The organism is Streptomyces sp. HSW2009, assembly GCF_040240285.1.
Lineage (GTDB): Bacteria > Actinomycetota > Actinomycetes > Streptomycetales > Streptomycetaceae > Streptomyces.
In genome coordinates this window covers 1-6,227 of sequence record NZ_JBEHZD010000476.1, presented here as the reverse complement: position 1 = coordinate 6,227, position 6,227 = coordinate 1, and the positions used below count along the sequence as shown (strand labels likewise).

The 6,227-nt window shown below is 73.3% G+C and carries 4 protein-coding genes; 1 reads left to right on the top strand and 3 read right to left on the bottom strand.

What is annotated here, in order from left to right; genetic code table 11:
* Positions 1-53: 53 nt before the first annotated feature.
* Entirely contained in the window at positions 54-1,118 is a 1,065-nt protein-coding gene (locus AAHZ94_RS26670) for an RNA polymerase sigma factor (protein ID WP_349995898.1), read from the top strand.
* Positions 1,119-1,233: 115 nt separating this feature from the next.
* Here the strand turns inward: AAHZ94_RS26670 and AAHZ94_RS26665 are convergent, their stop codons facing one another.
* The 3 genes from AAHZ94_RS26665 to AAHZ94_RS26655 are packed head-to-tail and all read right to left on the bottom strand — an operon-like array spanning position 1,234 to position 6,088.
* On the bottom strand, positions 1,234-3,060 hold the full coding sequence (locus AAHZ94_RS26665; protein ID WP_349995895.1) for a hypothetical protein: 1,827 nt from the start codon (positions 3,058-3,060) through the stop codon (positions 1,234-1,236).
* Between the two features lie 3 nt (positions 3,061-3,063).
* Positions 3,064-4,518: an ATP-binding protein gene (locus tag AAHZ94_RS26660; RefSeq protein ID WP_502964792.1), complete on the bottom strand. Its 1,455-nt coding sequence runs from the start codon at positions 4,516-4,518 to the stop codon at positions 3,064-3,066.
* A gap of 22 nt (positions 4,519-4,540) precedes the next feature.
* Complete coding sequence (locus tag AAHZ94_RS26655; RefSeq protein WP_349995896.1) at positions 4,541-6,088, bottom strand: SCO6880 family protein; 1,548 nt, start codon at positions 6,086-6,088, stop codon at positions 4,541-4,543.
* Positions 6,089-6,227 lie beyond the last annotated feature (139 nt).

The following is a 6,227-nucleotide window of genomic DNA, read 5'->3' as shown; positions in this document are numbered from 1 at the left end:
TTACCACCCACCCGCGGTCCTCCCCCCTCGGCGCCCGGCTCGTGGGGTCGGTGTTGTGTATAAGAGACCGCGACGGACCGGCGGATGAGACGGCCGGAGCCGGCGGGCCCGTGCGGGACCCGAAGGGCTGGTTGGTCGCCGTGGCCTGGCGGCGGTTCCTCGACGCCACGCGCGCGGACGCCGCCCGGCGCCGGCGCGAGGACCTCATCGAACAGCAGCCGGCGCCCGGCCCGGTGTCCGCGGCCGACGACACCCTCCGGCTCTACTTCCTCTGCGCCCACCCCTCGCTCACCTCGTCCTCCGCCATCGCCCTCACCCTGCGTGCCGTCGGCGGGCTCACCACCCGGCAGATCGCCCAGGCATACCTGGTGCCCGAGGCGACCATGGCGCAGCGCATCAGCCGCGCCAAGCGCACCGTCTCCGCCGTACGGTTCGACCGCCCGGGCGAGGTCGGCACCGTGCTGCGGGTGCTGTACCTGATCTTCAACGAGGGGTACTCGGGCGACGTCGACCTGGTCGCCGAGGCCATCCGGCTCACCCGGCAACTCGCGTCCACCATCGATCACCCCGAGGTGGCCGGGCTGCTCGCGCTGATGCTGCTGCACCACGCCAGGCGCGCCGCCCGTACCGCGCCCGACGGGAGCCTGGTGCCGCTCGCCGAGCAGGACCGCGGCCGGTGGGACACCACGGTGATCGCCGAGGGCGTCGCGATCCTCCAGGCCGCGCTGGCCCGCGACCGGCTCGGCGAGTTCCAGGCCCAGGCGGCCATCGCGGCACTGCACGCGGACGCCCGTACCGCGGACGAGACGGACTGGGTGCAGATCGTCGAGTGGTACGACGAACTGGTGCGGCTCACCGACAGTCCCGTCGTACGGCTCAACCGCGCGGTGGCCGTCGGTGAGGCCGACGGGGCGCGCGCCGGGCTCGCCGCCCTCGCCGCGCTGGAGGACACGTTGCCCCGCTACCGGGCGGTGGCCGCGTACCTGCACGAGCGCGACGGCGACCTGGTCACCGCGCGGCGGCTGTACGTCGAGGCCGCCCACCCGGCACCCAACCTCGCCGAACGCGACCATCTGACGCGGCAGGCGGCCCGGCTCGGCGCCCTGCTGCGGGCGTGAACCGGGCGTGGAGCGGCCGTAGACCGGCCGGGGACCGGCCGGGGACCTGCTGTAGATCGGTCGCAGGGGCGGAGTCCGGTCGCCGGGTGGGACGCGGCGGGGGCGCCGGCCGGTCCTAGTCGACCAGGCTGCCGTGGGTGCGGGGCCAGCGGGTCCTGGCCTGTTCCCGGGAGCGCATCAGGGCCAGTGGCTGGAGGCCGCTGGCCGGGCCGTTCGCCACCACGTCCGGCAGGGCGGGGAACGGGGCGACGCCCGCGATGTCGTCCAGGACCAGGGTCAACGGCGGGTCGAGCCGGCCATCGGCGGAACGTTCGGCCAACCTGCGGCCCTGCTCCACGACCCCGGCGACCAACGCGGTGAGCAACGGCATCGCCCCCGGCCGGTTCCGCGGGTCCTCCAACGACTCGCCCACCACGTACAGCGTCCCGCCCTCGGCGATGAAGGCTTCCAGCGCGAGGGCGTCGGCCCGGCTGGCGCTACAGGCGTCCCTGATATGGATCGAGGACAGCGCGCCGAGCGCCGTGGTGATCAGCTCCTGGGCCTGGTCCCGGCGCTCCGGGTGGGCGGTGAGCGCCGATTCCAACTCGCCGGCCATGCCGCTGCTCGCCTTGGGGCTGGTACGGAGGATGCGCACCGGTTCGTGCGCCGCGGTGCCCTGCGCCCAGCGGTGCACCTGGCGGAACGGGCGGCCGTCCACGGCCGCCGCGTGCAGCCAGCAGCGCAGCAGGGTCTCGGCCGCGTCGGCCGTCGCCGATTCGATGAGCGACGCCGGGCGCACCGGGGCGAGCAGGGCCGTGGCCCGGGCGGCGGCCACCTCGCGCGCCTCGCAGCCGCCGGCCGGGTTCCAGCGCAGCCGGGCCGGGGTGTCCAGCAGATGGGTGGGGTCGAAGACGTGCACCGGGCCGAGCTTGGCGCGGGTGCCCGCGGTCTCCGCCCAGAGCGTGGCGTCGCTGCTGGTCACCAGGGTCGGCCCGGCCGCGTCCAAGATCGCGTGCAGGGCGGCTTCCTGCCGGTCGGCGGCCGTCCCGTACCGCACCCGCGGCGGCTCGGCGCCCGGCCAGCCGGGTCCGCGCTGCGCCGGGACGCCGTGCACGGGCGTCGTGCCGTACGGGGTTGCCGGCGTGGCTGCTGGTGCGGTCGATGGCGCGGTCGGCGGTGGGGCCGTGAGCGGGGTGGCGGCCGGTTCGGCGACGGCGGCCGGTGCTGCCTGGGGCGTCGGGGCCGTCGGGTCGCCGGGCTGGTGTGCTCCGTGCTCCTGCGGCTGTTGTCGTTGTTGCTGTTGTGCGGCCCGGGGGGTGGGCGCGGCGTTCTGGCCGGTGCCCGGAGGCGGGAAGACGGCGGTGAAGTAGGCGGCCGGGTCGATGTGCGGGGCGGGGCCGGTCGGGTGCGTGGCCGGCGCGGGGGCCTGGGCGGTCGAGCCTTGGTGAGACGACGGGTCGGGCGGGGGCGCGGCCTCGACCGGGCCCGGTGCGTACGCGTCCGGCTGCCGCTCCACCTGCGGGGCGGCGGGGGGCCGGGCGGCGCGCGGGTGGCCGGCGGTGTCCTGCTGAGCGGCACGGGCGGCCCGCCGGTCGGCGGCCCGTCGGGCGCGCATCAGGCGGTAGCGGGCGACGGTGCCGACCACGAAGACCGTGACCACCAGCAGGACGAGCAACTCGCTGATGAAGATGCCCCAGAACAGCCCGTACCCGGAGAGTTCGTCGGCCGGGGTGTGCGGCCAGGCGGTCGGCAGGTCGCCCGGGTCCTGGGCCAGGTGGCGAATGGCGAGCGGGGTGCGGATGAAGGACACGTCCGTCGGCCAACTGCCGTGCACGAACAGCCCGGCGAGCCCGGTCGCGAGCCAGGCCAGCAGGGTGATGCTGATCAGGAACAGCAGCGCGCCGATGAGCAGGCCGTCGGGAATGCCACGCTCGGGCCCGCCGTCCCGCTTGGGTGCGGCCATGCCCTAGGCCACCGTGGACTCAGGCGACGCGCCGGACGCGGGGGAGCCGTAGGGCGCGTAAGGCCCGTACGGCTCGTCGAAGCCCTCCTCCGCGAACCGCTGCTCGACGGCGGCGGCTGCCCTGGCCTCCGCCTCCGCTTCGGCCTCGGCGGCCAGCGCGGCGGTCATGGAGTCCTCGGTCATCGCCCGGTCGGTGTAGACCAGGGGGCGTTCGGCCTCGGTGATCAGGTGCTTGACGACCTGCACGTTGCCGTTGACGTCCCAGACCGCGATGCCGGGCGTGAGGGTCGGGATGATCTCCACGGCCCAGCGGGGCAGGCCGAGCACCCGGCCGGTGGCGCGGGCCTCGTCGGCCTTCTGGGCGTAGATCGTCCGGGTCGACGCCATTTTGAGGATGGCCGCGGCCTCCCGGGCAGCGGCGCCGTCGACGACGTCGGAGAGGTGGTGGACGACGGCGACGAAGGAGAGGCCGAGGCGGCGGCCGAACTTCAGCAGCCGCTGGAAGAGCTGGGCCACGAAGGGCGAGTTGATGATGTGCCAGGCCTCTTCGACCAGGAAGATGCGTTTCTTGCGGTCCGGCCTGATCCAGGTGTGTTCGAGCCAGACGCCGACGATCGCCATCAGGATCGGCATGGCGATCGAGTTGCGGTCGATGTGCGAGAGGTCGAAGACGATCAGCGGCGCGTCCAGGTCGATGCCGGCCGTGGTCGGCCCGTCGAACATGCCCTGCAGGTCACCGTCGACCAGCCGGTCAAGGACCAGGGCGACGTCCAGGCCCCAGGCGCGCACGTCGTCCAGGTCGACGTTCATCGACTCGGCCGACTCCGGCTCCGGGTGGCGCAGTTGCTCGACGATGTCGGTGAGCACCGGCTGCCGGTCGGTCACCGTCTCGTTGACGTACGCGTGTGCCACCTTCAGCGCGAAGCCGGAGCGCTCGTCCAGGCCGTGCCCCATGGCGACCTCGATGATGGTGCGCAACAGGGCGAGCTGGCCGGTGGTGGTGATGGAGGGGTCCAGCGGGTTGAGCCGGATGCCGCCGTCCAGGGCGGCCATCGGGTCGAGCCGGATCGGGGTGATGCCGAGCTGCTGGGCGATCAGGTTCCACTCGCCCACGCCGTCCTCGCCCTGCGCGTCCAGCACCACCACCTGGCGGTCGCGGAAGCGCAGTTGACGCAGTACGTACGTCTTTTCGAGGGCCGACTTGCCGTTGCCCGACTCGCCGAGCACCAGCCAGTGCGGGGCGGGCAACTGCTGGCCGTAGAGCTGGAACGGGTCGTAGATGTAGCCCTTCCCCGAGTAGACCTCACGGCCGATGATCACGCCCGAGTCGCCGAGCCCGGGGGCGGCGGTGGGCAGGTAGACGGCCTGGGCCTGGCCGGTGGAGGTGCGGACCGGCAGCCGCGTCGTCTCCACCTTCCCGAACACGAAACTGGTGAAGGCCTCGGTGATGACGCCCATCGGATCGACCACGGCGCAACCCCTATCGTCGGATGCCGGTCGCGAACGGCAAGGTGTTCACGAAGGCCCGGTGGTGTTCACGATCGCACCACTCCAGCTTCAGGTAGCTCTTACCCGCGGAGGCGCGAATGGTGCGCTTGTCGCGGGCGAGCGCCTCGGGGGAACGCGAGGAGACCGTGATGTAGCCGACCAGGTTGACCCCGGCCGCGCCGCTCGCCAGGTCCTCGCCGCGCTGGTCGAGACGGCCGTGAGCAGCGATGTCGCGGGGGTCGACGGTGCGGTTCATCTTGGCCTGCCGGCTGGCCTCGGCCTCGTCGTTGGTCTTCTCGGTCAGCATCCGTTCGATGGCGAGCTCGGTGGGCTCCAGGTCCATGCAGACCGCGACCGTACGGATCACATCGGGCGTGTGCACCAGCAACGGGGCGAGGAAGTTCACGCCGACCGGGGTCATCGGCCACTCCTTGACCCAGGCGGTGGAGTGGCACCAGGGGGTGCGGGTGACGGACTCGCGGGTCTTGGCCTGGAGGTAGGTGGGCTCCATGGCGTCGAGCTCGGCCGGCCAGGCGTTGCGCTGGGACATGGCCTGGATGTGGTCGATCGGGTGGTCCGGGTCGTACATCGAGTGCACGAGGGAGGCGAGCCGGCTCTGGCCGAGCGGCTGGCGGACCCGGATGTCGGCCTCGGTGAGCCGGGCGCAGATGTCGGTGAGCTCACGGGCCATCACCACGGCGAGGCCGGCGTCGCGGTCGATGCGCTTGCCGCTGTGCCGGGAGGCGCGGGCCATGGCCTGGCCCTCGGAGGCCAGCTCGCGGGTGTAGTGCATGCAGGCCACGAGGTAGGCCCGGTGCTGCTCGGACGAGGTGGAGACCATCGACTGGAGCTGGTCGTAGGAGTCCTTGAGCCAGTCGGGGGAGGACTGGTCGCCGCGGCGTTCGACGTCCTTGGCGTGCGCGTCGGGGTCGGCGGGGAGCGTACGGGCGAGCATCTGGAGCCGGGTGACGAAGCCGTCGCCGTTGGCCACGTGCTTGAGCAGCGTGCCGAACCGGTCGACCAGCGCTTCCTGGTCCTCGCTGTCGCGCAGGCCGACGCCCGGGCCCTCGATCTCGATGGCGGCGGTGACGGTGCGCCGGTCGGCGTGGAGCAGCACGGCGATCTCGTCGGGCCCGAACGGCGCCGCGAGCCAGTTGATGTGGCCGATGCCGGGCGGCGGGCCGATCTCGACCTCCCGCCCGTCGAACTGGGTGCCGGCCTCGGCGGCGGCGGAGCGGTAGGTCGCGCCGCGGCGGAGGATGCGGCGGTAGGAACGGTTGATCTCGAACCACCTGTAGAACGTGCGGCCCCGGTACGGGACGTAGACGATGCCGAGGGCGAGCATGGGGAAGCCCACCAGGGTGACGATGCGCAGCATCAGGACGGGCACGAGCAACCCGCACATCATGCCGACGAAGCCGCCCGCGATGATCAGGGCGATCTCGCCCGTCTCGCGGTTCTTGCCGACGATGGCGTTCGGGCGGGCCCGGCCGATCAAGTACGTACGGCGGGGCGCGATGGGGTGGGACTGTGCCTCGATCGTCAACGCCGGTCACCTCCCGAGGTGTTGCTCGTATTGCTGGTGTTGCCGCTGCCCCGGCCGGGGCTGGGGGCGGCGCGCGGGGTGGGGGCCGGGGTCGCGCCGCCCGCGCCCCGGTCGCCCCCCCCGCCCCCCCGGG